Annotated in this window: 20 protein-coding genes and 1 pseudogene; 11 read left to right on the top strand and 10 right to left on the bottom strand. The window is 63.0% G+C overall.

Annotated elements, in window-relative coordinates; genetic code table 11:
* Nucleotides 1-39 precede the first annotated feature (39 nt).
* Complete coding sequence (locus C4900_RS01840) at nucleotides 40-555, top strand: hypothetical protein (RefSeq protein WP_083995786.1); 516 nt, start codon at nucleotides 40-42, stop codon at nucleotides 553-555.
* A gap of 4 nt (nucleotides 556-559) precedes the next feature.
* Here the strand turns inward: C4900_RS01840 and C4900_RS01835 are convergent, their stop codons facing one another.
* Nucleotides 560-1,291 (bottom strand): LytR/AlgR family response regulator transcription factor, encoded by a 732-nt coding sequence (locus C4900_RS01835; RefSeq protein ID WP_065970231.1) that lies wholly within the window; start codon nucleotides 1,289-1,291, stop codon nucleotides 560-562.
* 38 nt (nucleotides 1,292-1,329) lie between these two features.
* Nucleotides 1,330-2,409 carry a sensor histidine kinase gene (locus C4900_RS01830; RefSeq protein ID WP_065970229.1) on the bottom strand — a complete coding sequence of 360 codons (1,080 nt, stop codon included), beginning with the start codon at nucleotides 2,407-2,409 and terminating at the stop codon, nucleotides 1,330-1,332.
* Between the two features lie 311 nt (nucleotides 2,410-2,720).
* On the opposite strand from C4900_RS01830, the gene argH reads away from it, so the two are divergent.
* Complete coding sequence (gene argH, locus C4900_RS01825) at nucleotides 2,721-4,133, top strand: argininosuccinate lyase (protein ID WP_065970227.1); 1,413 nt, start codon at nucleotides 2,721-2,723, stop codon at nucleotides 4,131-4,133.
* On the opposite strand, the gene C4900_RS01820 is transcribed toward argH, so the two are convergent.
* Nucleotides 4,130-4,528, bottom strand: a complete 399-nt coding sequence (locus tag C4900_RS01820) for a hypothetical protein (RefSeq protein ID WP_065970226.1) — start codon at nucleotides 4,526-4,528, stop codon at nucleotides 4,130-4,132. The two genes, argH and C4900_RS01820, sit on opposite strands and share 4 nt — an antisense overlap.
* A gap of 499 nt (nucleotides 4,529-5,027) precedes the next feature.
* Here C4900_RS01820 and C4900_RS01810 point away from each other — a divergent pair.
* From C4900_RS01810 to C4900_RS01800, 3 genes and pseudogenes are all read left to right on the top strand, one after another.
* A pseudogene (locus C4900_RS01810) lies at nucleotides 5,028-6,250 on the top strand (IS110 family RNA-guided transposase).
* Between the two features lie 218 nt (nucleotides 6,251-6,468).
* The gene (locus C4900_RS01805; protein ID WP_114282214.1) at nucleotides 6,469-7,212 is read left to right on the top strand and encodes a sulfite exporter TauE/SafE family protein; all 744 of its coding nucleotides are present in this window, start codon (nucleotides 6,469-6,471) and stop codon (nucleotides 7,210-7,212) included.
* A gap of 225 nt (nucleotides 7,213-7,437) precedes the next feature.
* Nucleotides 7,438-8,205 (top strand): ArsR/SmtB family transcription factor, encoded by a 768-nt coding sequence (locus C4900_RS01800; protein WP_065970224.1) that lies wholly within the window; start codon nucleotides 7,438-7,440, stop codon nucleotides 8,203-8,205.
* A gap of 62 nt (nucleotides 8,206-8,267) precedes the next feature.
* Here the strand turns inward: C4900_RS01800 and C4900_RS01795 are convergent, their stop codons facing one another.
* Nucleotides 8,268-9,710 carry an MFS transporter gene (locus C4900_RS01795; protein ID WP_114282213.1) on the bottom strand — a complete coding sequence of 481 codons (1,443 nt, stop codon included), beginning with the start codon at nucleotides 9,708-9,710 and terminating at the stop codon, nucleotides 8,268-8,270.
* 287 nt (nucleotides 9,711-9,997) lie between these two features.
* Between C4900_RS01795 and C4900_RS01790 the strand changes: the two genes are divergently transcribed.
* Together C4900_RS01790 and C4900_RS01785 are read left to right on the top strand one after the other, a co-directional pair.
* Nucleotides 9,998-10,348: a nucleotide pyrophosphohydrolase gene (locus C4900_RS01790; protein ID WP_065970242.1), complete on the top strand. Its 351-nt coding sequence runs from the start codon at nucleotides 9,998-10,000 to the stop codon at nucleotides 10,346-10,348.
* Nucleotides 10,345-11,142, top strand: coding sequence for a 23S rRNA (adenine(2030)-N(6))-methyltransferase RlmJ (locus C4900_RS01785; protein WP_170132376.1), 798 nt, complete (start codon nucleotides 10,345-10,347; stop codon nucleotides 11,140-11,142). The genes C4900_RS01790 and C4900_RS01785 overlap by 4 nt, the downstream gene beginning before the upstream one ends.
* On the opposite strand, the gene C4900_RS01780 is transcribed toward C4900_RS01785, so the two are convergent.
* The 3 genes from C4900_RS01780 to C4900_RS01770 form a co-directional block, all read right to left on the bottom strand.
* A complete protein-coding gene (locus C4900_RS01780) occupies nucleotides 11,139-11,651 on the bottom strand; it encodes a DsrE family protein (RefSeq protein WP_141689268.1) in 513 nt (170 codons plus the stop codon). The two genes, C4900_RS01785 and C4900_RS01780, sit on opposite strands and share 4 nt — an antisense overlap.
* 25 nt (nucleotides 11,652-11,676) lie before the next feature.
* Nucleotides 11,677-13,179, bottom strand: a complete 1,503-nt coding sequence (locus C4900_RS01775) for a porin family protein (protein WP_114282211.1) — start codon at nucleotides 13,177-13,179, stop codon at nucleotides 11,677-11,679.
* A gap of 64 nt (nucleotides 13,180-13,243) precedes the next feature.
* The gene (locus tag C4900_RS01770) at nucleotides 13,244-13,693 is read right to left on the bottom strand and encodes a DsrE family protein (protein WP_083995782.1); all 450 of its coding nucleotides are present in this window, start codon (nucleotides 13,691-13,693) and stop codon (nucleotides 13,244-13,246) included.
* Nucleotides 13,694-14,087: 394 nt separating this feature from the next.
* On the opposite strand from C4900_RS01770, the gene hemC reads away from it, so the two are divergent.
* The 4 genes from hemC to C4900_RS01750 are packed head-to-tail and all read left to right on the top strand — an operon-like array spanning nucleotide 14,088 to nucleotide 18,086.
* Nucleotides 14,088-15,056 (top strand): hydroxymethylbilane synthase, encoded by a 969-nt coding sequence (gene hemC, locus C4900_RS01765; RefSeq protein ID WP_211306715.1) that lies wholly within the window; start codon nucleotides 14,088-14,090, stop codon nucleotides 15,054-15,056.
* Nucleotides 15,053-15,838, top strand: a complete 786-nt coding sequence (locus C4900_RS01760; RefSeq protein WP_114282210.1) for a uroporphyrinogen-III synthase — start codon at nucleotides 15,053-15,055, stop codon at nucleotides 15,836-15,838. Before hemC ends, C4900_RS01760 begins: the two co-directional genes overlap by 4 nt.
* 23 nt (nucleotides 15,839-15,861) lie before the next feature.
* Nucleotides 15,862-16,866, top strand: coding sequence for a uroporphyrinogen-III C-methyltransferase (locus tag C4900_RS01755; protein WP_065969913.1), 1,005 nt, complete (start codon nucleotides 15,862-15,864; stop codon nucleotides 16,864-16,866).
* The gene (locus tag C4900_RS01750; RefSeq protein ID WP_170132375.1) at nucleotides 16,863-18,086 is read left to right on the top strand and encodes a heme biosynthesis HemY N-terminal domain-containing protein; all 1,224 of its coding nucleotides are present in this window, start codon (nucleotides 16,863-16,865) and stop codon (nucleotides 18,084-18,086) included. The genes C4900_RS01755 and C4900_RS01750 overlap by 4 nt, the downstream gene beginning before the upstream one ends.
* Before the next feature lie 437 nt (nucleotides 18,087-18,523).
* On the opposite strand, the gene C4900_RS15750 is transcribed toward C4900_RS01750, so the two are convergent.
* From C4900_RS15750 to C4900_RS01735, 3 genes are all read right to left on the bottom strand, one after another.
* Nucleotides 18,524-19,156, bottom strand: a complete 633-nt coding sequence (locus C4900_RS15750; RefSeq protein ID WP_147267102.1) for a hypothetical protein — start codon at nucleotides 19,154-19,156, stop codon at nucleotides 18,524-18,526.
* A 318-nt stretch (nucleotides 19,157-19,474) separates the two neighbouring features.
* Nucleotides 19,475-20,434 (bottom strand): cation diffusion facilitator family transporter, encoded by a 960-nt coding sequence (locus tag C4900_RS01740; protein WP_065971505.1) that lies wholly within the window; start codon nucleotides 20,432-20,434, stop codon nucleotides 19,475-19,477.
* The gene (locus tag C4900_RS01735) at nucleotides 20,431-21,459 is read right to left on the bottom strand and encodes a CDP-6-deoxy-delta-3,4-glucoseen reductase (RefSeq protein ID WP_065971504.1); all 1,029 of its coding nucleotides are present in this window, start codon (nucleotides 21,457-21,459) and stop codon (nucleotides 20,431-20,433) included. The genes C4900_RS01740 and C4900_RS01735 overlap by 4 nt, the downstream gene beginning before the upstream one ends.
* Between the last annotated feature and the right edge of the window lie 54 nt (nucleotides 21,460-21,513).

The following is a 21,513-nucleotide window of genomic DNA, read 5'->3' as shown; positions in this document are numbered from 1 at the left end:
CACTATAATACGGACAAGGGATCGTGTTAGGAGGTGATCGTGACGCCGACTCTCTATCAGTTCTTTCATCGCCACATTCAATATGGCTTTAAACGGGCGGGCCTCGGGGAACCGGAAACCGTGGCTTATGTCAGCGACCTACTCACCCGTTTTGCGCACACAGATGCCCTCTACCCCCTCTATGACCATGAACAACGCCCGCTTAGCACCCTCGTACAGTTCCTCGCCGAACAACGGGCCGCACAGGACGAGGACCGCGCCCGCGAGATAGTCATCGTGCGTCATCTCGCCGAGTATGCGCTTTTTATGAGCGGCTTCTTTCGCGAACGCCTGCGCTCGCGCGGGCAATTGTCGTACTACGCCGACCATGGGCGCAGCGCCTTTGCCCAGACCGCCGACCTCGAAAGAAACAGCGGACGGGCACGAGTCTATTGGCGGCTGCAGCAGGATTTCGCACGCGTCGCGGAGGCCGTGGACGACATCCGCCGCCACCGGCTACCACTCCCTCCCGAGGCCTGCGCGGAGCGGCCGCTTGCCGCCCTATGGCGCCGGTGAACCGCTAGCGGCGCGCCCAGCGGCGCACCGCGGCGGCATGCCGGCGACTCACCGCGAGCCGCTTGTCGAGGCCCTTGAGAGTGACGTGCCAGGTGCCGCTCGTATCCTTTTCGATGCCACTGATGTGGGGGGTGGCGACCAAGGCATTCCTGTGGATGCGCAGAAAGCTCTCGCCGAACTCGCGTTCGAGGTTCACAAGCGAGTCCTCGATCAAATGCTCCTCGGTGGCGGTGCGTACCGTCACGTATTTGTTGTCGGCCAGGAAATACAAGACGTCCTGGACCGGGACCAGGCGGATGTTGCCGCGCAGGTGTACGCTCAGATGGGTGCGCACCACCGGGGATTCCTGCGCCTGGTTCAAGTCCTGGAGTTGCTGCAAGGTGAGCTTGCCGGCCTTACTCAAGGCCTTCGCTAGGCGATCCTTGCGGATCGGCTTCAACAGATAGTCGACGGCATTGACCTCGAAGGCATCCAAGGCGTGCTGGTCGTAAGCGGTGGTGAAGATCACGCCCGGCGGGGTATCGAGGCCCATGAGGTGCATGGCCGCTTCCAGGCCATCCATGCCGGGCATGCGAATGTCCATGAGCAGCACGTCGGGATTCAGGCGCTCGGTCTGGGCGATGGCCTCGCTGCCGTTCATGGCCTCGCCCACGACCGTATGCTCGCCGATCTCCCCCACCATCTCCCGCAACCTGTCGCGCGCCAGTTTCTCGTCGTCTACGATCAGGACCTTCATTGTGTCCCTCCTTTGTTCGGCCGGTGCCCCTGTCTCTCTCATCGTGAACTCTCCGCTAAGAATCGATCCCCCTGATTTCTGACAATTGGCATTTTTATTTTGACGTGATATTGATCGCCTTCCTCGAAGGTTTGCAAGCTCGCCGCGTCCTGAAAATGCGAGGCGAGTCTTTGGCGGATATTGTCCATGGCGATCTTATTGCCACGCCCATGAGCATGCTTGCGCACCTCCGGTATCGGATTACTGATGAGCACGTTCAAGGTATCGGACTGGTCCCCCCATAACTCGATCTTCACCGTGCCTCCGCCAAAGCGCGGCTCGATACCGTGATATATGGCGTTTTCCAGCAGCGGCTGCAAGGTCAGCGTTGGGATGAGGGCGTTGCGCGGCACGTTGCTGACGGTCCACTGGACCTGAAGGCGATCACCCAGCCGCAACTTTTCGATCTCGAGGTATTGGCGGGATATCTCCTGCTCGGCGCTGATCGGCACGAGCTTGCGGGCATCGGCGAGCAGCACCCGGAACAGATCCGCGAGGTCCTGAAGCGCGGCCTCGGCGCGAGCCGGGTCACTGCGCGTGAGACTTGCGATACTGTTCATGCTGTTGAAAAGAAAATGCGGGCGGATGCGCGACTGCAGGGCCTGTATGCGCGCCTCCTGCTCCAGCTTGGCATCGATCTGGGCCTTATGGGATACGAACAGGTAGCGCAGGCCAAGAAGCATGACCACGGTACCGATCAGCACGCTATGGACTAGCATCGTGAGCTGCCAGGCCGGTGAACGGGTCGCGATCACGCCGAGCGCGTAGAGACCGTTTATGAGACCTTCGGTGACTGCCACCACCGCCACCAACATGAGTGCAATCACGACCAGGGATCCCACGATCGCTGATAACTGACGCAGGCCGCGGTTCACGATCCTGAGCAGGCCAAGGCTTACCAGGGCTACGATCAGGGTATAGGCCGAGAGGAACGCAAAACGGCGCAGGTCCGCGGGCGCGAAGCTGTCGCTCGAGGCAATGGTAAATATTACGGCGATGACCTCGGCCATAAACAGCACCTTGGCGGCAATCGCAAGGGAACTGAAATCCGGCAGAAAGTAACTCGTCGAGTCCTTCATGGTCACCTAAAACAGAATGAAATGAGGGGAGATAGCGATCCGTGGCGATCGGAGTGTTCCTAAGACTACCAGGAAAAAGGCGCCCCGAGCAGGGCTCGGGGCGTGACAATTCCGGGCTGGCATTTCGGGGTGGGGGTGCATAAGGAGAGTCCAGCCCGGACACTACGGACTCAACATTAGCCCAACCGTCCCCGGCCCTCAACCCGGCACCGATGATCGGAACGCGTCGACGGACAAATGGTGACGCGCAACCGCCCTTAACGGCAGCCCCGCGCTTCGGTACCATGGGCGCTATTCTCCATCCATCGAGCATGCCCATGTCCTCTCCCGACAAGGCCTGGAAAGGCCGTTTCACCGTACCTACCGATGCCTTCGTCGAGGCCTTCACGGCCTCGGTCGGATTTGATCACAGGCTCTACCGTCACGATATTCGCGGCTCCGTCGCGCATGCCCGCATGCTCGCCGCGGTGGGCATCATCGAGGAGCGTGAGGCGGCGCTCATCGCAGAAGGGCTCGCGGCCATCGAAAAAGAGATCGACGAGGGCCGCTTTCCGTGGTCGGTGGGCCGCGAGGACGTACACATGAACATCGAGGCGGCCCTTATCGAGCGCATCGGCGAGGTCGGCAAAAAGCTGCACACCGCGCGCTCCCGCAACGACCAGGTCGCGACCGCCGTGCGGCTCTACCTGCGCGACGGTATCGACAGCCTCATCGGGCAATTGCAACGTCTGGGCGGCGTGTTTCTGATGCTGGCCGAGCGCGAGGCCGAGACCATCATGCCCGGCTTCACCCATCTCCAGGTGGCCCAGCCGGTGACCCTGGGCCACCATATCCTGGCGTGGTTCGAGATGATCCTGCGCGATAGCGAGCGCCTGATCGATGCCCGGGGGCGCGTCAATGTCATGCCGCTCGGGGCCGGGGCGCTGGCCGGCACGAGCTTTCCGATCGACCGGCAGATGACCGCCCAGGCCTTGGGCTTTGCACGGCCGGCCGAGAATTCCCTGGATGCGGTCTCCGATCGCGACTTTGTCATAGAGTTCACGGCGGCAGCGGCCTTGATCATGATCCACCTGTCGCGCATTGCCGAGGAACTCGTACTGTGGTCCACGCCGCAGTTCGGTTTCATAGAGTTGGGCGACGGCTTTTGCACCGGCTCGTCGATCATGCCCCAAAAGAAGAACCCGGATGTCCCGGAGCTGTTGCGCGGCAAGAGCGGGCGTGTCATAGGACATCTCACAGCCCTGCTCGTGCTTATGAAGGGCCAGCCGCTCGCCTATAACAAGGACAACCAGGAAGACAAGGAACCACTGTTCGATACCCTCGATACCGTGCGCGACTGCCTGCGCGCGCTCACCGAGCTTTTGCCGGCGACCACCTTTCATCGCGAGCGCATGCGCCGCGAGGCGCTACGCGGCTATCCGACCGCCACCGATCTTGCGGATTATCTGGTGCGGCGGGGCCTGCCGTTTCGTGATGCCCATGAGGCAGCGGGGCGCGCCGTGCGACTGGCCATAGATCAGGGTGTGGACCTGGCGGATCTGCCGCTTGCGGCGCTCAAGACCTGTTCGCCCTTGATCGAGGACGATATCTTCCCGGTGCTCACCTTGGAGGGATCGCTCGCCGCACGCGACCATTGGGGGGGCACAGCCCCCCGCCAAGTCCTGGAAGCGGCCGCGCGCGGCCGCCAGCGCCTCGCGGACCTCGCCCTTCGGAGTGCGGGTTAGAAGAGGTTGAAAAGGTCGCTTACGACATCATCTGCGACCGCAAAGCCCGCGCCCATACCAAGACCGCTCATCAGGGAACCCATGAAGCCGCCGCCGGCCTGCGACGGCTGATTGGCCCACCCCGTCGGCTGCATCGGGGCATTGGGGTGCGTGGCCAGGGCGCCCTCCAGCTGTTGGATATATTGGGCCATCTGCTGGATGAGCGTGGTGGTGCTTTGGGCCTGGGTTTGCATCATCATCGCCACCTCGCGCAGATCCATCGCCCACTCGCGCCCGGTGGTGGCATCGGGGGCGGCCGTCGCGAACTTCTGCGCCAGGGCCTGAAGCTTTTGCATGGTCGCCTGATTCTGCTGCTGTACGACCGTCAATTGATTTTCGGCTTGCTGATAGTCCATTGCGTTTACCCTCGTAAGGAAATCCTCGGCTGGATCGACCGGGCACGGCGGATGAGACCTAGGGAGATCATCCAAGTTCCGGCGCATGCAGGCCGGTCCGTAAGCTTAGTGCATCTCCCACAGCGCGCCAACCGGGCCCAGGCCGCCCCCGTAGACGCCCCGATCCGGGGACCGGCGAGGCCCACCGGCCGGGAGACCTTCATTCACGGGATGGCCAATCCCATGGCAAGGCCGGGTATAACGATCATGGTGGGGGGGGTTGTCGCCACCCCTGATGATGAAAGAGACTTCCAGGCGGAAGGTGGCGGGGAGAGGTCGCAAAAGACTTTGGCGGCTTGACCCCGCGCTTAACGTGACCCGCCGGACGGACTCGCACCCCGGATTGCCTCCTTAGAGAGCGCACGCTAAACAGGCCGTCGACGACTTGTCGTCTTCAGGCATATTCCGGTCCGGCATCCGCCCCCTTCCGCTTTTTCAGTATAAGTCAGGAGGAGGAGGCATGGAATTGGTCGCACTGTACAAGCGCGTCATCGGACTCGACGTCCATCAGGCGCAGATCACGGCCTGTGCGTTGATCGAGGAATCCGATGGCACGACGCGCAGGGAACAACGGCAGTTCGGGGGATTCAAGCGGGATCGCCGGGCCTTGGCCGAGTGGGTGGCCTCGCTGCATCCCGACTGCGTGGTGATGGAGAGCACCGGGATCTATTGGAAGAGCCCGTATGCGGCGTTGGAGGCAGCCGACATCCGCGCCCAGGTGGTCAATGCCCGGCATGTAAAGAACGTCCCGGGACGCAAGACGGACGTGGGTGACGCCCAGTGGCTCGCGACTCTGGCCCGTGCCGGCCTCCTGCGGGGATCGTTCATCCCGCCGGCGAAGCTGCGCGAGTTGCGCCTGATCGCCCGCCAACGACAGAAGCTCGTCGGTCAACTCGCCTCGGAGAAGAATCGACTGCACAAGGTGCTTGCCGACTCCGGTGTCCGTCTCGGCGTCGTGGTGAGCGATCTCCATGGCCAGTCGGCCCGTGCCAGGTCTTGGCCCTCATCGCCGGGCAACCGTCTCATGAGGTGATCAAATTGGCCTCCGCGCGACTGAAGGCCTCCCGCGAGGAGATCTTCGAGGCCCTGCAGGGGGATCTCTCGGAAAGCCATGGTTTCGTGCTCGAGGAACTGATGCATCACATCGAGGAGATCGAGGCGCGCATCGCCCGCTTCGACGCCAGACTGCTTGCCGGGCTGGCCAGCGAGCGCAATATCCTGGCGCTGCTGCAAACCTTGCCGGGGGTGGATCTCATCGGCGCCGCCATGTTGTTGGTCGAGATCGGCCCCGACATGGAGGCCTTCGGCAGCGCGGATAGGCTGGCCTCCTGGGTGGGCATTTGTCCTGGCAACAACGAATCGGCAGGCAAGCGCAAATCGGGACAGGTCCGCAAGGGCAATCTCTATGTCCGCCGGTTACTCTGCGAGTTCGCCCATGCCGCGAGCCGTACCACGTCGGTGTTCAAAACGAAGTTCCAGTCTCTCGTGATCCGGCGAGGCTATAAGCGCGCCATTATCGCTACGGGTCACAAGATTCTGCGCACAATCTTCTTCATGCTGAAGCGGGGCGAGCATTACCGGGATTCCACCACCGATTATGAAGCGCTTTCCGTCCAACGCAATGCGCCTCGCTGGATCAAGGCCCTGACCAAGTACGGCTTCATCGCACCCGTCGGCCCCTGATCGTCGCATCCCCTCACCCCATGGCCCTCACAGGTCAGGGTTCTGCTTGCTTCCGACACGGTCTCTTTCACGCTAAGTCTGCGGCAAGAGGGCCGTTTTGGCGGTCTTTCCGGCAAAGGCCCCATCCGCCCGGGATAGGGGCCCTCCCCCAAGGAGATACTATACAAATTAACAATTGAATATGATATTAGCGGCCGCTCATTTTATCTGGGGAACACATGCAGATTCTGACGGCGGTCGTAGGGATGAGTACCGGCCTCTTGCTGGGCCTTTTTGGCAGCGGCGGCACCTTGATCGCCATGCCCACCCTGCACTTTCTCTTGCACGTGCCGGCACGGAGCGCGATCGCCATGGCGTTCGGCATCATCGCGATGACGGCCGCGATCGCGACCTTCCACTATTGGCGACGCGGGGCGGTCGATCTGCGCGTGGCGGCCCTGTTCGGGCTCTTCGGCATCGGCGGGGCCTACCTGGGCGCGCGCCTAGGGGCGCTGATCCCCGCCGCCATTCACCTGACCCTGTTTGCGACCATCATGTATTATTCGGCCCATCGGCTGCTGTTTAGCGATACGCGGGCCGACGAGACAAGCCTTAGCTCCGACCATCCGATACGCATTGCAGCCTATGGGCTTGGCATCGGGACATTCGCGGGGACCGTGGGTGTCGGCGGCGGCTTTCTCATCGTCCCAGCCTTGATCCTGCTATGGCGACTGCCTGTAAAACGCGCCGTCGGGACCTCGCTCGTGGCGGTGACCGCCAACTCCCTGGCCGGGTTCGCCGGTTATGCCACCACCGTCGCCATCAACTACCCGATCATGGCCGTGTTCGCCACAAGCGCGGTGTTCGGCACCTTTGCCGGCAGCGCCTTGCATAGATACCTGCCCGAAAAGACCGTCAAGCTCGCCCTGGGGCTGTTCCTGGCAACGATCGCAACCTATATCATTGGTAAGACCCTGATCTAGAACGATATCCAAGGAGCCCGGTATAGCCGTATGGGGTTGAGCACAACCCTGCCGGGGATGGGCCCGGGGGTCTGGCGCGCCACTTTCGGGGGGACCATAAGGGACGCGCTCTTTATTGTAAGGATCTTGATCGCCGGCGCCCCGGGGATGCGAGCGGGCGACACGCGGCAGGCCGGCACAAATCTGTTACAGTAGTCAAATGAAGATTACGGGGTCGGAGGCGGCGTGACCGATGCGATACCGCCCAAGCGGCTGATATTCGAACAGCTGGCGCGGGTTGCCAAGGCCCTGGCGCAACCCAACCGCCTCGACCTCCTCGAGGCCTTGAGTCAGGGCGAGCGCAGCGTCGAGGAACTGGCGCGGATCTGCCTGCTGTCGGTCGCCAACACCTCGCATCATCTCCAGATCCTCCGGGATGGCGGTTTCGTGGTGCCGCGCAAGAGCGGGGTACAGGTCTATTACCGGCTGAGCGGCGACGAGGTCACGACGCTGCTGTCGGCATTGCAGCGCATGGGCGAACGTCATATCGCCGAGATCGAGCAGCTGGTGCGCCGGCACTTCGCAACGATCGACGACCTCACGCCGATAGGCCAGGACGAGCTACTGCGGCTCTTGCGCACCGATCAGGTCGTGGTGATCGATGTCCGCCCGGAATCCGAATATCGCGCCGGACATGTCGCAGGCGCCATCAACATCCCCCTGGACCATCTATCCCGACAGCTGCCGAGCCTGCCGAGGGACCACGAGATCATCGCCTACTGCCGGGGCCCCTATTGCCTGCTGGCCTTCGAGGCCGTCCAGGCGCTTCGCGAACACGGCTACCGCGCCCGTCGCCTGCAGGAGGGATTCCCGGAATGGAAGGCGCGCCACTTGCCGCTGGCATCCGGCACGGAAGGACCGGGGCGGCAGCCCCCGCCCCCGGCATCCCGGCAAGGCCCCGAGGGGCACGCCCCCCTCGCACAAAAGGCGCGCCGGGGCCGCCGCAATGGCTAAGCCGCCGGTAACGGACGGGGCCAAACGCCCCTTGGTGTCCCTACCGGGATCGCGATCCCCGGCTAGCGGGACGCACCCGTCCGCACAAGCCGCGGATCGTCCATCGGTTCCTCGTCCGCCTCGGCCGACAAGGCCTCGAGTGTCTGACCGCTGGTCTCGGGCAGGGTCATCTGGGTCAGCAGCAGGCCGAGGAGCGAGACGCCGGCCGCGAACATCATCGCGCCCTTCAAGCCCCCCGCGCGACTGATATAGGGAAACAGAAAGGTGCCGGCAAAGGCGCCCAGCTTTCCGATGCCGGCCGCGATCCCATGGCCGGTCGTGCGTCCGCCAGTCGGAAAGACCTCGGCAGGGATTACGAAGGTCGTACAGTTGGGTCCGAACTCGGTGAAGAAGAAGCTCACGCCATACAAGAACAGGAAGGGCAGCACATCGTGCGTCATGTCGGGCACGAGCGCGATCACGCCAAAACTGATCGCCATCACCGCAAAGCCGATCATCTGCAAGCGGCGATGACCGATACGATCCATAAGCAGGATGGAGGCCAGATAGCCGGGTACCGCGGCCACGGCAAAGATCACAAGCGCCCAGGCCGTGCCCTGCAGGCGGCTCGCGTGGGGCGCGAGCAGGCCTATGATCTGGGGGGTCGAGATGACGTTGCCGTAAAAGGCATAGTCGAGCAGGAACCAGGAGCCGGCGGTCCCCAGAATCATGAGCAGATTGCGGCGGTTACCAAGGAAGGCGCGCAGCGTCGTCGTGCGCGGCCGCAGAGGGCCCCCGGGTAGACGGCTCCCGGCGGACTGGCCGGTGGACGGGATCTGTCCCTCGGAATACGAGGCCATGTCGCGGGCCGCGGCCTCCGATTGCCCGCGCACCAACGCCTTGTAGCGTGGGGACTCGGGCATGGTGCGACGCAGATACAAGACCGCAAGCGGCGGGATGGCGCCCAAACCGAGCATGATCCGCCAGATGATGTCATGGCTGATGCCCGCGGCCTCGAGCGTAAGGGCAACCACCGGCCCAAACACAAGCCCAAGGCCCTGCATGCCGAAGACCAACGACACGAGCGAGCCGCGCTGCTTGGCGTTACTGTACTCGGACATGAGCACCGCGCTCATGGGATAGTCGCCACCGATCCCGAAACCCAGGATAAAGCGAAACACGAGCAGCCACGTGAAGTCCGGGGCAAAGGCGCAAGCCAAGGCGCCTATGGCCATGAGCGCGGCCTCCAGCCCATAAATCGTCTTGCGCCCGATAAGGTCGGCCAGACGCCCCAGGGTGAGCGCGCCCAGGAACGCCGCGAGCAGCGAACCGCTCCCCAAAATGCCGATCTGTCCGGCGGTCAGATGCCATTCGGGCTTCAAATACACGAGCGCCATGCCGATGATGAAAAGATCATAGGCGTCGGTGAAAAAACCCATCCCGGCGGTCACCGCGGCGCGCATATGAAAGAAGCTGACTGGCGCCTCGTCCAGCGCCTGAAGTAACGAGCGATTGTCCTGGGCCATGGGGCCTCCTTAAAAAGCGATCCCGTAATTGCGGGTGGTATCCGTGCGAGTCGGCGTCTCCGGGACGCGTCAAGCGAGTGACGCCCCCATGCTACGAACGGAATATGACGCAAGAATGACAACAGGTGAGGGGATATGGCCTCGCGTAACCCGCCCGTCGCCCGACCAGGCCGCGAACAGGCCGACGCGACCGGCAAAATCCGTTAGACTGGCGGTTTTCATAGAGGATGGGGGCCATAACGACCGGAGGGCGTGCCGGCCGGGATGACGCCCTGCCGGAGGATCTCATGAGCAGCTTTACCGATCTCACGGAACGTCTTGCGCAATTCGCCAAAGAGCGCGACTGGGAGCAATTTCATTCCCCAAAGAACCTGGCCATGGCGCTCATCGTGGAGGCCGGCGAACTCGTCGAGCCGCTGCAATGGCTGAGCGAGGATGAGAGCCGGGCCCTGTCCGACACGCAACGCCAGGCGGTAAGCGAGGAGGCGGCGGACGTGCTGCTCTACCTGTTGCGTCTTTGCGATCGACTCGGTATCGATCTGGAACAGGCGGCATGGGCCAAGATCGCGAAGAACGCCGCCAAGTATCCTGCCGACAAGGTGCGGGGCAGCGCCCGCAAGTACACGGATTACCTGTGAATTACCGCCATGCCTTTCATGCCGGATCGGCGGCCGACGTCCTGAAGCATGTCGTACTGCTAGAGACCCTGGATCTGGTCTTGCAAAAGCCCAAGCCGCTCTTTGTGCTCGACACGCATGCCGGCGAGGGTCTCTACCGCCTGCAGCCGGAAGGGGAGGCCGACGAGGGTATCCGCCGCCTGTGGGGACGTCGCGGCGAGTGGCCGATCCTGGGCGGGTATTTTGAGGCGGTGGGGCGCTTCAATGGGACGCGCCTTCGGGACTACCCGGGCTCGCCGCTCCTTATCTCCGAACGCCTGCGGCCGGAGGACCGGTTGGTGGCCGTCGAGGAGGCCAGTGGCGCGCATGCGGCATTGCAGCAGGTGTTGCGGTCCCCGCACAGCCAGATCTTTCTCGGAAACGGCTATCACGCCTTGAAGGCCCTGCTGCCACCCCGGGAGCGCCGCGGGGTGATCCTGATCGACCCCCCCTATGAGCGTGTGACGGAGAGGAGCACCCTACTGACGGGCCTCAAAACCGCCTTGCAGCGTTTCCGTCAGGGGATCTACCTCATATGGTACCCCATCAAAGACAAGCGCGACGCCGAACGCCTGGTGGCGGTCCTGTCGGCCCTCGGCGACCACCTGTGCGTGGAACTGCTCACCTGGCCTGCGGACGTCAAGAGCCGTCTCAACGGCTCGGGCCTGCTCATCCTGAACCCGCCCTACGGCCTCAAAAAAAGATTGGGCGAGGTCGTACCGACCCTCGCCCAGATCCTCACCCGTGACGGGACGCCGCGTTACCGCGTCCGCTAGGGGTTGACCTCGATGTAGCCATGCTGCTCGAGCCAGATGATGCGCGCCACCGCCCCGGCGTTCACCTTCACGTTGGGCAGCAGCTGCTTGTTGCCCCAGTGATGGGCGCGCATCGTAACCCCGCACTCCTCGATATCGACACCCTTATGGAACAGGGCCTCGATCTGGCCGCGGTATGGGTTGCCGGTACGCACGTGCATGAACTGGTTGTAGGCCTTATCGTTCAACAACATGTAGCCATCCGCCCCCTGGAAGACCGCATCGATCTTCCAGCGCGTATGGTCACGCGTGAACTTCGCTACCATCATCCGCAGCTGCGACAGACCCACCGGCTCCTTGGTGTGAGGAATGAACACCGGGTGATCCATATTGAAGACCACCTTGGCGTGCTTCAGACGCACCGGGATCTGGATATGGATCGTGTGCCAGTGCAGGTTCCCCTGAACGGCCAGTGCCGGGGCACTGACCGCCAGGAACGACAGGGCTGTCCATAACGCGCCTTTTTTCACAAAACCCCCTTTTTGCAATCGATCCTTAGAAGAACAATGTCGTCTGCAAGGCGATGGTATTGTCCTTGGCGCTCGCAACAGCCGAGGCATTGCCTTGCGCGATTGCCGTGGCCGCCGGCGTGGCCCCCTTGATCGCTGACAGATGCGGCACATTGATGCGGTTGAATGCATAGTTCAATGTGATGCGCGCCATGGGCGAGATATAGTACTGGACGCCCAGGGTCGTGGTCTTGAAGATGCGCTCGAGCCCCGGGTTGTTGGTCATGCGGTCGTACTGATCGTAGCGGGCCTCCAGATCCCAGTGCTTGGTGACGAAGAAGCCGGTCTCGATATAGCCGCCGACCGCCGCATTGTTGGCGCCGGGATACAGGGTCTCGGTGCAAAGGGCGTTAGCCCCCGGTGACGCGCCACATGTAGGCGGTACACCGTTGAATCCCGCTGCCGCCCCCGAAAACGCCGCCGGGGACAAGATCCACCCCGTGCCACGCATCAGTTCACCTGTCACCCGCAAGGCCCCCGGCGTCATGAAGCCGCTGCGGTATTGGGCGCCGATGCCATAGCGCTTGAAGGTGTAGTTCTGGCGAGTAAAACCGCCGGTCGCGACGGATGCGGGGCCGTCAACGGGCTCGGTGTCAGGTCCGGCGGCGTCAGGCTCATCGGCCGCGACAGTGCCGACATTCAGGCTCTGATGCCCAAGATGCCCCCAAACCCAAGCCGTGATGCCGGCCTGATGCGGGCCCTTGCTGTGATGGAAGATATAGGATTCCTGCAAGCGGCCGTAATAGCTCGTACTGTTCGACTGGGCGTTGTAGTAAAGCGGGGCGCCGTTGCCGACCATGGCCGCATAAGCGAACTGCCAGGGGCCGTTGTTGAACCAGTCGAAGAGCTGGATGCCCTGGTCACGGCCGGCATTGATCGGGGCGGCTTGCACGGCATAGGCGCCAGGCCCTGTCGCAATCGCCGGTGCCGAGCCGATGAACTGGTTCAGGATGAGCTGGGCGCTCACGTTCGTGAAGTTGATATAATCGAAGTCCGGTATACCCTGCAAGACCTCCTCGGGACCCGGGGTCTTGAAGAGGCCCACCCGTACGCGCATGCCCGGGATTTCGTTAAAGGTGACTGACGCATCGGTCAGGCGCGGGGTGTAGCTGCCGTTGCTGTAGGTGTAGCCGTTGTTTCCGAACTCGGCCATGATGAAGTAGTCGATCTTGTTGCTGATCGGCGTCACCGTACCGCGCACCGCGATGCGCGCGCGGAGCATATTGAAGCTGCTCATCGAGGTGTCTTGCGGGGCCACCTCGTTGAACTTCGGGACCGCGTTATTGAAAGGCTTGGCCGCGCCTCCGAGGCCCGTGACCGCCGTGCCCCCAGTATCCTCATAAGTCGGTTGGATAAACCCGAAGAGATGGAACGGGGCGGCGATGCCGCTGGGTTCCGTACCCTGGAGCTGGAACCAGTTGGTGGCATGCGCGCTGCCCACGAAACAGGCGGCGGCCACTGCCGCCGTCAGCAACGACTGTCTTTTCATGAACTCCTCCTAGATTATATGGCTTTTTTAATATTTTCTTCTTTTGACCGACATGCCTCGGCGTTTAGGGGCGGATGTAGTTCCAACCCTCGCTCTCTCGGCGCATGATCTCGATCACGCCACCCGGAACCACATGGGAGACGGGATTCAGGTCGGCCTTCGTCAAGTGCAGCTTCATCATCGTGTTATGGCAGGCCGCGAACTCGACGCCCTCGGCATGCAGGCTCTGAATCATCTTCGAATGCACGTTATTCTTCAAGAGTAGGCGCAGGCCGGGACCAAAGGCCACGATCTCGATCTGCACCTTGGTCGGCCCGAAGTACTTCAAGACGTTCGCCGCGTTGGCCAGCACGAGCTCCTGCTCCTGGGCAGAACCATTGCTGATCTGGAAGACAACATGATGGTTTGCGAACGCATGGCTTTGCATGCCGGCATAGCTTGGTGCCATGAATGTCAGGGCCGTCAGCATGGCCCATGCGATGACTAACCGGCTATGGAACATTTTATACATCATATCGCGGTGCTCCTCTGGTGGGTTTTGACATATCTCTAATATTATTATGAGCCCTTACCCGCGGTACCGGCCCCCATGCCGCGCCTGTCACGGGGCGGGCTGACCGCGGGATGCGCCGACGCTCTGCGTGGGAAACCCGGAGGCGTCAAGGGCGGATTTATTGTCGGTCGCATCGATAGACCTTATAGCAGGAACCCGTCGGCCAGAAAACCTCGGGCTCCGCATGCTTGCGCCTCGAAGACGTCCGGGCGAGGCCTGCGCGCGATAGGTGGGGGGATCGGAACGCGGGAACAGCGAAACACAGTCGATCCCGATGGGCGGCGATCGCGCACTGGCCGGACCCGTTCCCCGCCAAAGAGGCGACGGTTTGCGTAAATCCCGTCAATTTCTTAGGATGACAGCCCTCACACTCCACCATTTCGGATTCTCCGTGACGACCCTGCACCTCGGAACCCGCAAGAGCGCGCTGGCCCTATGGCAGGCCACTCACGTCCGTGATCGGCTCCTCGCCCTACATCCCGACCTCAACGTCACCATTGTCCCGATGACCACGACAGGTGACCGACAGCTTTCCGGCCCCTTGACGGCCTCCGGTGGCAAGGCCCTGTTCACCAAGGAACTGGAGCAGGGTCTTTGGGAAGGACGTATCGACCTCGCCGTTCATTCCATGAAGGATGTGGTCGCGCAGCTGCCGGAGGGCCTCACCATCGGCGCGATCCTGGAGCGGGAGGATCCGCGCGATGCCCTGGTCTCCGCTCTCGGGGTGTCGGACCTCGGCGGCCTCCCGTCGCGGGCGCGGATCGGGACTGCGAGCCTGCGCCGCGCCTGCCAGATCCGCCATAGGCGGCCGGATCTGCGCATCGAGAACCTGCGCGGAAACGTGAACAGCCGCCTGGCACGGCTCGATGCCGGTGAATACTCGGCAATCATCCTGGCCGCCGCCGGATTGAAGCGCCTGGGGCTCACCGAGCGTATCAGCGGCTACCTGCCGATCGATGTGAGCCTGCCTGCGGCCTCGCAAGGGGCGATCGGGATCGAATGCCGGCTGACGGACGCCCGCACCAGGGCCCTCATAGCGCCCCTGCATCACCCAGGCACGGCGCAGTGCGTGGAGGCGGAACGCGCGGTGACAGGCGCCCTGGAAGGGGGATGCCGGCTCCCGATCGCGGCATTCGCGACGCTCGCAGACGGTCAACTCACCCTGCGCGCCCTGGTTGGCGAGCCCGACGGCAGCCAGCTCTTAACCGAGACCCACTCCGGACCCGCCGCGGATCTCGCGACGACCGCGCGCGCGGTCGTCGATGGCCTGCTCTCCCAGGGGGCGGGCGCCATCATCGAGCGGCTCCTGAAGGACGGGGCGTGACGGATCTCGCCGGTCTGCACATCCTCGTCACCCGCCCCGCCGGTCAGGCCCAGGGTTTGATGGATAAACTCGCCGCGCTCGGCGCCCGACCCTTGCACTTCGCGGCCGTAGAGATCGTGGAGCCCCACGACATCGCCGGTCTGAAGGCCGTGGTCGCGGATCTCGCCGCCTTCGATTGGGCGATCTTCATAAGCCCCAACGCCGTGACCCGCGCCTTCAATCTCATGCAGGGTTGGGGGCAGGCCTGGCCAGCGAAGGTGCGCATGGCGGCCATCGGCCGTGGCAGCGCTCGCGAGCTGCAACGCCTCGGGTTCCGCGACATCCTGGTCCCCGAAGGGCGATTCGATAGTGAGTCATTGCTCTCGATGAGCCCCTTACAGGATATGCAGGGTAAGGGGGTCGTCGTCTTTCGGGGGGAGGGTGGGCGCGAGCTTTTGGGGGACACCCTTGCCGCCCGGGGGGCGCGCGTACGGTATGCCGAATGCTACCGGCGCGCGGCACCCTCGGCGGACATATCCGGATTGCTGCGCGCCTGGGCCCGCCATGGTCTGGATGCCGTGATCGTGACCAGCGTCGAAGGCCTGCATCACCTTTATGATGCCCTCGGTCAGGTCGGGCGCCAGTGGCTCACCAAGACCCCGCTGGTCGTGGTCGGGACCCGCCAGCGGGACGCCTGCCGGGCCCTGGGTCTTCAGGGACCCCTCATCGTGGCCGCGGGCGCCGACGATGAGACGCTGATCGCCGCGCTGTGTTCCTGGCATGCCGGCAAAAACCCCCTATAATCGCCTAAACTCAAAGAGCCTCCATGACCGACGAAACCGAAAACACGAACCTTCCCGCGCCGCCCCCCGCGCCGCGCCGCGCGCGTTCGGTGACCGGGGGACTGGCGCTGCTCCTGTCGCTCGTGACCCTGATCGGTCTCGGCTATGTCTGGTATGTGCTGTCCTACAAGGCCCATGTCGTGGGCCTGGACGTGACGAGCAGCTTCCAGGCCCAAAGCGCGGCCCTGGTCCAGCTCGACAATAAAATCGCGGCCCTCAGTAGCGCACAGACCGCGGACCGCAAGGCGGTCAAAGACCTGGCGCGGCGCGAGGCTTCGCTCGCCACCAACCACCGCCCGGGGCGCCATTGGCGCGTGCGCGCGGCCGCCGACCTATTGCTCATCGCCAACGAGCAGCTGCGTTTTCAGCACGACATCCCGCTCGCCCTGCTCGCCCTCCGTCAGGCGCAGCGCGAGCTACGCCGCCAGGGCGACCCGCGGCTGATTCCGGTGCGCCGGGCGATCCTGCAGGAAATCCTACAGCTGAAGGCCCTGCGTCGTCAGCATACCTCCACCATGGCGCTCGAGCTCGTGGCCCTCGCCCATAGCGCCCGCACCCTACCGTTGGCCCTGCCGCGCACCCTGCGAGCCACGCCCCCTGTGGCCGCCAAGGTCGAGCCGGAACCGTTCTGGCGGCGCGCCGTCTACGGCATCTGGCGTGATTTCACGAGCCTCATCAGGATTCGCAAGGAACCCGTTCACGAACGCGCTCTGCTCGCACCCAAGCGCGCCTACTTCGTGCGCGAGAACCTGGAACTGCGGCTCTACGGGGCACAGCTTGCGCTGCTCGAGCACCGCCCGGCGCTCGTGGGTGCGAATCTCGCCGCCGCTAGCCGCTGGATCAACCGTTACTTCGACGTAAAGGCGCGCGCCTCGCAGACGGTCTTAGCGAAACTCGCGGCGCTCCAGAAAGACACCAGCGCCTTGAAATGGCCGGATATCTCTCTGTCCCTCCATCTTTTGCGCAAACTGTCGCGCGCGGCCTCATGAAAATCCTGTCCGCCATCGTCGCCCTGCTCGTGGTCACGGTGCTCGTGACCCTGGCGGCCATGCACAACCCGGGCTATGTCTTGATCGAACGCAGCCCCTGGAGCGTCGAGATGCCGCTCACGCTCTTTGCGTTGCTGCTGATCGTCGCCGTCATCCTGCTCTATGCCCTGCTGCATGTGACCATGCGGCTCCTGCGCCTTCCCAAAGACGTCGGTCGCTGGCGCCTGGACCGACGCCTGCGTCATCAGCAAAAGGCGCTCCATTCCGGTCTGATCAAATTCCTGGAAGGTGATTATGCCGGCGCCGAGAAGGACCTAGTCGGTGACATCAAGACCGATGAGGTGCCGGGGATCCATTATCTGGCGGCGGCATGCGCCGCACAGGGTCAGGGACGCCAGGAGAGGCGCGACGAATACCTCACCCAGGCGCAGCGTATCCCGGGCCTCGCATTGGCCGCCGGCCTCCTTCAGGCCTACCTGCACGAGGCCGGACGTGAATATGAACGCAGTCTCGCCACCCTGAACGCCCTGCGTATCTCACACCCCGGCAACCGCATGGTCTTGCGCCTGCTCGCGCAACGGGCCCGCGGGCTGCGCGACTGGACGGCAATCACCCAACTCACCCCCGAGCTGCGCCGCTATAAGGTCATGGAACCGGCGGTGATCGACGATCTGGAGCGTGATGCCCATCGCCACCTCCTGCTGCTCGCAAGCCACCATGCCCAGACCGACACCGAGACCGTGTGGCACGCCATACCACGGGCCTATCGCCAGCACCCGGCGCTCATCGCCATCTATGCCCGCAGCCTGATCCGCCAGGGCGCCAACGACGAGGCCGAGCGGCTGCTAGCGCCCGCCCTGCGCCATGAACCCACAGACGAGCTATTCGCCGCCTACGGGGAACTACAGGGAGAGAATGCACTGCGCTTCCTGTCGCAGGCCGAGCCCTGGCTCAAGGTCTCGCCGCAGAGCAGCGTCCTGCTGCTCGCGCTCGCGAAGCTGGCGCTTGCCGCCAATCTTCCGGGCAAGGCCCGCGAATACGCCGAGCGCTGCGCGCGCCAGAACCCGCCCTACGACTTCTACGCCGAACTCGCGCTCGTCATGGAACGTCTGGGAGATGAACCGCGCGCGCGGGAATACTGCCGCCGCGGGCTCGACCTCCAGAAGGCGAAAAATGACAACGGCCGCCCTGCGGAACCGCTTTTTCTGCCGCTCCCTTAGCGGGAGCGCCGCCCATCCCGCTCTCGGGGGACCACACCCTCCCGGCGAGCGCACACCCGGCGGGCACGGCCGCTACAACTTTGCGGCTGCGAGCTGAGGTATCGCATGTGCAATAGGAAGCACTAAGATCGCTAAGGTCGTCAAGCGTCCTAATCCCTTCTTCAGGTCAATCGTTCAATCACCAGTTTATTGGGCTAATCTCTTCTTCGTCCATGTCTTGATCTCTTTTCATCGGGTCAATTGGTATAGTGATACCGGAAAGAGCTCCCATGCCATTCGGTGTCAGATCTGGGCCACAATGTGCAGGGGTCGGTGCTTGCGTTTCGCCCAGGGAGGCAGGCTGCCGCAAGGGACATAGAATCCGTCGATGTAGGGCGTCTCATGTGTCAGCGGTAGGCATCTATCAAAAGCCGCCTGTCGTCTTTGCTAAAGGCTCCTTATTGCTTGCCAACATGCCTTGCTACAACAATTACGCCCGGATACACGCGATTCACCCAATAGGAGAAGTCCCGCATGCGGGCCGGGAATACCCATGAAAGCATGTCCGGCTGAACCGATTCCGTGATGCGTGATAATAAGTCGTATAGATTTCGCTCATCAAAAGGCGCCTGTTCACTAATAAAGGGTGTTACATAGCTGACGGCAACTCGGCGTATGGCTCTGCCCGACGTGAAAATGCGCGACACTGTATTCGAATAGATCCGCACTTGATCTTCCGCTCTATTGAGCTGTACAGATATATCTTCAACCTTCGAATGCTCGTTAAAGCTGAACTCTAGCCACTTAGCTTCTATCAAATACACTGTGTCATTGGACACTAGGATAAGATCTAATTTTGCGCCCTTATCCTCTCTGTTTCCGGAAACTTCCCGTATTGCCGCATATCCTGCGTTCGATGCAGATATTGCAAATTGCGTGGTATTTCCATGTTCCGTATGCACATATGGAATCTCTCTGCTATCTGTCTTTCCCGGAAATTCGATCAGGTCTCTAGCCCATCGATCATGAATGGTTTCCCAATCCAATAACGCGCTTTGTCGAGAAAACGTAACGCCAGACAAATCTTCCACTGCTAATCTCCGATGGCGGCATAATGGCCAGCGCGATTGCCACATGACCGAGCTAGGTGAGACATTTTTTATACCCGCTGGCCTGCAAATGACAATCGGCGCAACGCCTGTCTTCGGGGTCAGGAAACATCCTCAGCCGACCAGCGCGGCCTTTATCCGAGATCCGGCGGTCGGCGTGGCCAATGTGCTCTATCTACGGGGTTTCTCGGGGACCTCAATGGCCCCGCAATTCATCCCTTAGGTGACGCCCGTTTGGCACAAAACCTTAGGAATCGAGCCCCGTCTGGGTAGCGCCCACTTCGACTGCCGGATCCAGGTTTATGAGGACCGAGGGTGGATGGGGATGACCGGACGGCCATGGGTGAGGGCTACGTCCAGGACTTCGGGCTGCAGGGTTACATGATCGATATCGAAGCGCTCGCGCAGAAGATCCTGCATGACGGCCAGGAGCCCGCGCCAGTGATCGAGGTCGTCCACTACCACATGTGCCGACAATGCCATGGTCCCCGATGACAGGGTCCAGATATGCAGATCGTGCACGGATATCGTGCCCGGGACCTCGGCGAGCGCGCGACCGACCGCGCGCAGATCGAGGTGGCTTGGCACCCCCTCCATGAGGACATTGAGGGTCTCACGCAAGAGCTGCACGGTCGAGTACAGGATGAGTCCGGAGATCACGAGCGATAAGATAGGGTCGATCGGGTCCCAGCCCGTGAAGTAGACCACGGCGCCGGCCACCAGGGCCGCCGCCGATCCCAGCAGATCCCCCAATACATGGAGGATCGCGCTACGGGTGTTCAGCGTGTGGCGCTCGCGGCTCAAAGCATAGACCACGCCGCCATTCATGAGGATGCCAAGCGCAGCCACCGCCATCACCGCCCCGCCGGCCACCGCTTCCGGGTGCTGAAGGCGGCGGACGGCGGCGATCACGATCGCGGTCACGACCGCAAGAAGCACGAGACCGTTCACGAAGGCGACGATGATCTCGGTGCGCGCAAAACCGTAGGAGTGGCGCGCCGACGGCGGCCGACGCCCCATCCACACCGCAAACAGCGACAAGGCGAGCGCGAGCGTGTCCGACAGCATGTGACCGGCATCGCTCAAGAGCGCGAGCGAGTGGGCCATGAGTCCGGTACCGGCCTCGATCACCGCGAAGGCCGCGGTCATCGCCAGCGACATCCACAGACCGCGGCCTTCGCGCGGGGCCTCATGGCCGTGATCATGATCGTGGGCCTCGTGATGATGCCCGTGCCCATGGTGTGCGTGGAGGCTGCTCATGGCGACGGCACGGGGTCCCGGGCGTACTCGAAGGCATCATAGAAGAAGGCGTCTGCCGGCAGACCCCGCGACGCCAACACCCCCTTGGCCGCCTCGATCATGCGCGGCGGCCCGCTGCCGTACACCTCGAAACCCGAGAGGTCCGGCCAGTCGGCGGCGACCGCTTCCTGGACATAGCCCGTCCGCCCCTCCCAGGCATCCTCGGAGCCGGGTCGCGACAACACCGGGGTATAGCGGATATGCGCATGTTCGGCTGCCCATCCGAGCGCGAGATCATGGAGATAGAGGTCGGCGCGCGTGCGCGCGCCCCAGTAGAGGGACAACGGCCGCTTACTTCCCTCGATGAGACTCTGCTCGACGATCGCCTTGATCGGCGCGAAGCCGGTGCCGGCCGCCATGAGGATTACGGGCTTGTCGGACTCCTTGCGCAGGAAGAAGGTGCCGAGCGGTCCCTCGAAGCGCAATAGCGCGCGCTCCTGCATGGTGTTGAAGACGTGCCCTGAAAATAGTCCGCCCGGGACATGGCGGATGTGCAGCTCCAGGAATTCGTCGGCCGCCGGGCTGTTGGCGATCGAGAAGCCGCGACGGCGTCCGTCCTTCAAAAGGATATCGATGTATTGGCCGGCCAGATACTGGAGCCGCTCGTTTTGCGGGAGCTTCAGGAAAAGCCGCATGACATCCGGAGCGAGCTTCTCCATGCGCGCCACACGGCAGGGTAGGACCTTTATGACGATGTCCTTCGCGACCCCGATCTCGCGCGCCTCGATCACGACGGGGCCTTCGGGCAGTGCGCGACAAAAGAGCGACAGTCCGGCGGCCCGCTCGGCCTCGCTCAAGGCCTTGGCCTCGTAGGGCTGATGGGTGACGGTGCCCGACAGGATGCGTCCCTTGCAGGTCCCGCATGCGCCGTTGCGACAGCTGTAGGGCAGATGGAAGCCTTCGCGCACGGCCGCCTCGAGCAGCGTCTCTCCGGGGGCGGTGTCGAACTCGTGGCCGCTTGGCTCGATTCGGACTTTCACGGACATTGATCCCTTGGTAACGGAAACCGGGTGGTATTGTCGCCAAAAGCACGCGGCGGC

Origin of the sequence: Acidiferrobacter thiooxydans (genome assembly GCF_003333315.1) — a bacterium.
Lineage (GTDB): Bacteria > Pseudomonadota > Gammaproteobacteria > Acidiferrobacterales > Acidiferrobacteraceae > Acidiferrobacter > Acidiferrobacter thiooxydans.
Note: the sequence above shows the minus strand (reverse complement) of the source record. Positions and strands in the feature narration are given on the sequence as shown.

Coding starts and splice junctions, on each gene's coding strand:
- C4900_RS01835 (WP_065970231.1), bottom strand. CDS start 1,291: ATGAAGGTCCTGATCGTAGACGACGAGAAACTGGCGCGCGACAGGTTG.
- C4900_RS01830 (WP_065970229.1), bottom strand. CDS start 2,409: ATGAAGGACTCGACGAGTTACTTTCTGCCGGATTTCAGTTCCCTTGCG.
- argH (WP_065970227.1), top strand. CDS start 2,721: ATGCCCATGTCCTCTCCCGACAAGGCCTGGAAAGGCCGTTTCACCGTA.
- C4900_RS01820 (WP_065970226.1), bottom strand. CDS start 4,528: ATGGACTATCAGCAAGCCGAAAATCAATTGACGGTCGTACAGCAGCAG.
- C4900_RS01805 (WP_114282214.1), top strand. CDS start 6,469: ATGCAGATTCTGACGGCGGTCGTAGGGATGAGTACCGGCCTCTTGCTG.
- C4900_RS01795 (WP_114282213.1), bottom strand. CDS start 9,710: ATGGCCCAGGACAATCGCTCGTTACTTCAGGCGCTGGACGAGGCGCCA.
- C4900_RS01790 (WP_065970242.1), top strand. CDS start 9,998: ATGAGCAGCTTTACCGATCTCACGGAACGTCTTGCGCAATTCGCCAAA.
- C4900_RS01775 (WP_114282211.1), bottom strand. CDS start 13,179: ATGAAAAGACAGTCGTTGCTGACGGCGGCAGTGGCCGCCGCCTGTTTC.
- C4900_RS01770 (WP_083995782.1), bottom strand. CDS start 13,693: ATGATGTATAAAATGTTCCATAGCCGGTTAGTCATCGCATGGGCCATG.
- hemC (WP_211306715.1), top strand. CDS start 14,088: ATGACAGCCCTCACACTCCACCATTTCGGATTCTCCGTGACGACCCTG.
- C4900_RS01755 (WP_065969913.1), top strand. CDS start 15,862: ATGACCGACGAAACCGAAAACACGAACCTTCCCGCGCCGCCCCCCGCG.
- C4900_RS01750 (WP_170132375.1), top strand. CDS start 16,863: ATGAAAATCCTGTCCGCCATCGTCGCCCTGCTCGTGGTCACGGTGCTC.
- C4900_RS01740 (WP_065971505.1), bottom strand. CDS start 20,434: ATGAGCAGCCTCCACGCACACCATGGGCACGGGCATCATCACGAGGCC.
- C4900_RS01735 (WP_065971504.1), bottom strand. CDS start 21,459: ATGTCCGTGAAAGTCCGAATCGAGCCAAGCGGCCACGAGTTCGACACC.